4 protein-coding genes are annotated in these 3,043 nt (G+C 65.8%); all 4 read right to left on the bottom strand.

Annotated elements, in window-relative coordinates:
* The coding region (locus JNK68_16115; protein ID MBL8541869.1) for a 4Fe-4S dicluster domain-containing protein at positions 1 to 812 on the bottom strand (812 nt) is incomplete at its 3' end.
* Positions 802 to 1,491 (bottom strand): cytochrome C, encoded by a 690-nt coding sequence (locus JNK68_16110; protein MBL8541868.1) that lies wholly within the window; start codon positions 1,489 to 1,491, stop codon positions 802 to 804. The genes JNK68_16115 and JNK68_16110, both read right to left, overlap by 11 nt.
* Before the next feature lie 190 nt (positions 1,492 to 1,681).
* Positions 1,682 to 2,014 (bottom strand): c-type cytochrome, encoded by a 333-nt coding sequence (locus tag JNK68_16105; protein ID MBL8541867.1) that lies wholly within the window; start codon positions 2,012 to 2,014, stop codon positions 1,682 to 1,684.
* A gap of 158 nt (positions 2,015 to 2,172) precedes the next feature.
* Entirely contained in the window at positions 2,173 to 2,862 is a 690-nt protein-coding gene (locus JNK68_16100) for a transglutaminase family protein (GenBank protein ID MBL8541866.1), read from the bottom strand.
* Positions 2,863 to 3,043 lie beyond the last annotated feature (181 nt).

Below are 3,043 nucleotides of genomic sequence, written 5' to 3'. Positions count from 1 at the left end.
GTGGGACACGCCTCCATGCAGGCGGGCTGCCGGCCCTTGCGCGTGCGCTGGGTGCAGAAGTGGCATTTTTCCACGACCCCTTTCGGACGCGGCCGGTTGCCGAGGTAGTTCGTCACCGGGTTCAACTCCTCGGCAGGGATCTGCGGCTCGGTCCAGTTGAAGTGACGCGCCCAGTAGGGACAGGCCGCCATGCAATACCGGCAACCGATGCACCAGTTGTAGTCGATCACGACGATGCCGTCCGCGTCCTTCCACGTTGCCCCGACCGGACAAGCCTTCACGCACGGGGGGTTGTCGCACTGCATACACTGCACCGGGAGGTAGAACTTTCCTTCCACGGGCACCGACTCGGGCGTGTAATAGTGCTCGGACTTCTCCAGATTCATGCTGCCCTTATCCATCTGGAGCACGCGGATGTACTGCACCTGCGAGTCGCGTCCCTGGTTGTTCTCGCGGATGCAGCCGTACACGCAGTCCCGGTAGCCCTTGCACTTGGAGATGTTGAGGGCGTAACCGAATACGACCCCGGGAATCGGCGGCGTGTCGACGCAGGTGATGTCCACGCCGAACTTGCGCTGCGCCTTGCGCTCGATGCGGGCGAGCGCGTCCTTCATCTCCTCGGGCGTCATACGCTGGTAGTGGTCCTGGAAGAAGTCGCCCAGCGCATCCTGGAACGTGCTGCCACCCCATGCCGCCCGCGCCGGACCGGCGCCGGCCGCCGCGACCCCCACCACGCCGAGCCCCTTCAGGAACCGGCGGCGGTAATGGCTGAAGTTGCCCTGCTCGTCGGGACGTTCGTGTTCATCGCTCATTGGTCGTCTCCGACGGTTGCACCGCGTGGCGCTCCCAGACCCTCTGCGTCTCGCGATCGGGGGGCGGCATCCGCTGCAGCCCGGCCCGCACGGGCGGCACCTTGCTCGGTTCGCGCGGCTTGGTCGCGGGGTCGTGCGGATCGTGGCAGTGCGTGCACGAATAGAGCATCCGCTCGCCCTGCCAGTTGTACACGCGCTTGCCGTGGCCGCCCAGATACCAGTCCTTCTGGCGGTTGAAGTGACATTGCCCGCACAGGAGATAGGACTCGTCGAAGTCCACCTTCTGGTCCCTTACGGTCCGCAGAAAGTCGCGATCGTCGATCAGGTGACAGTTGAGGCACCAGATGCGGCCGTTGCCGTGCTGCAGGGCTGCCGGATGCGGCGCCGCCTCGAGTTTGCGGGGCTGCGGGTTCGGCGTCATGTACTTGTGGCATTGGGAGCACGGGTAGAAGGTAAGCTTGTCCTTCTGTGGCACGACCTTGAACGGCGGCGCATCGGCGTATCCGGAGAAGGTCGTGGGCTCGGTCGGAGCGGGCGGCGTCTCGGGTACGACGTTCGATCGCAGAGGGCGATGCGGCGGCGGCTTCGCCGGGTCGACCGGAGCGCTGGGCGTCTCTGCCGCCGGTGCAGAGGCGATTAGCAGCAGCAAAGCACCGACAGCGGCGAACCGAAGGTTCATACAGTCCCAAGCCCGCTCGAAATGCGCCCCCATGCCTCTCCTCCATCACAGCTCGTCGACATGCGGAATGTCCGCCATGATGGGACATCCCAATTCGGGGCGTCTTGACTTAGCTCAAACGCCCGCGAGGTAACGCCGATCTCCGGACGAGGAGCACCCCGCCCGGGGAAGAAGGACTGCGCGGGTCAGCTTACTTCGACAATATCCACTCGAGGACGGCCTTGAGGTCGGCGTCGCTGATCTTCTCCGGCGGGGACGGTGGCATGGGGACCGTGCCCCAGTTGCCGGAGCCGCCTTTGCGCACCTTTTCGGCGAGGGTCGCGACGGCTTTTGCATCGCCTTTGTACTTCTTGGCGATATCTTGATAAGAGGGCCCCACCATCTTCTTGTCGACGGCGTGGCAAGCTCTGCAGCCAGCCTTGCTCAATATTGCGGTTGCTGCAGCGTCGTCCAAGGCACCGAAAGCGGATCCCGCCGAGACGATCGAGGCGGCCGCTGCAATACAGGCATAACGCTTCCACATGACTGATTCCTCCCTTTGGCACCGGTCATGATGGCTTGTGACGGCGGCTTGATCAGCGATACCGCCGCCAAGCCTTGCGCTTGCGCGTCTTGCCGCCGCACCACCTATTGGGCTCCCACTCGTGAGCGCAGTGTACGCCTTGTCGCCGCAAAGCTGCACTAATTGCTAGTGGGAAAGTAATGTGACTCAGCCTCGATACGGATCGTATAGCCGAGTGTCGAGCCCACGCCGCTCCCGAAATACGCGCCGGAGACCGGCATGGTATGCATCTGCTCCGCGGAGGCGGCGAGCGCGACGTGCCGATCGGCCACGCCGACCCCTTCCACCGGGTCCCAGCCACGCCAGCCGCCGCCCGGGACGAAGACCTCGGCCCACGCGTGCAGATGACGGTCCGGCCGCGTGAGGTCGCCGCGCCGGTAGCCGCTCACGAAGCGCGCGGCGAATCCCATGCAGCGCGCTGCCTCCATGAAGAGCACGGTCGCATCGCGGCAGGCGCCGCGCCCGAGCGCCAGCGTCTCCGCCGCGCTTTGCGCGGGGCGCCCGTCGTCGCGGATGGCAAGCCGCGTGCGCGTGTGGATCGCGCGATTCAGCGCATCCAGAAACGCCGGCGGCGCCTCCCCCGCGTCACCGCGGACTGCCGTCGCGAAATCCCGCACGCTCGCGGCGGCCTCTCCCGCCAGATACGGCTGCAGGACACGCGCCACCTCGATCGGATAGCGCACCGGCACGGCGGTGAAGTTGGCGTCGAGCAGATAGTCGAACGCATCCGTGCGCAGCGTTTCGACCTCGAACGCACTGGTGATGGTGAGCGCGTCCGTCCTGACGTCGGTGAACCACGCGTAGGTGATGACGTTGCCCTCCGCATCGGTGGCACCGGTCGCCTTTTCCGGTGCGGGATCGATGACGAGGCTGTGGTGGACGAGCCGCTGGGTCGCGTCTTCGCGCGGACGCAGCCTGATGACGTGCGCGCCGAGCGTCACCGGCGCGCGGTAGCGATAGCGGGTTTCGTGATGGACGCGAAAGCGCATG

Source organism: Betaproteobacteria bacterium, assembly GCA_016791345.1.
Classification (GTDB): domain Bacteria; phylum Pseudomonadota; class Gammaproteobacteria; order Burkholderiales; family JAEUMW01; genus JAEUMW01.
The sequence above is the reverse complement of the archived record's forward strand: the minus strand, read 5'-3'. Positions and strand labels throughout refer to the sequence as shown.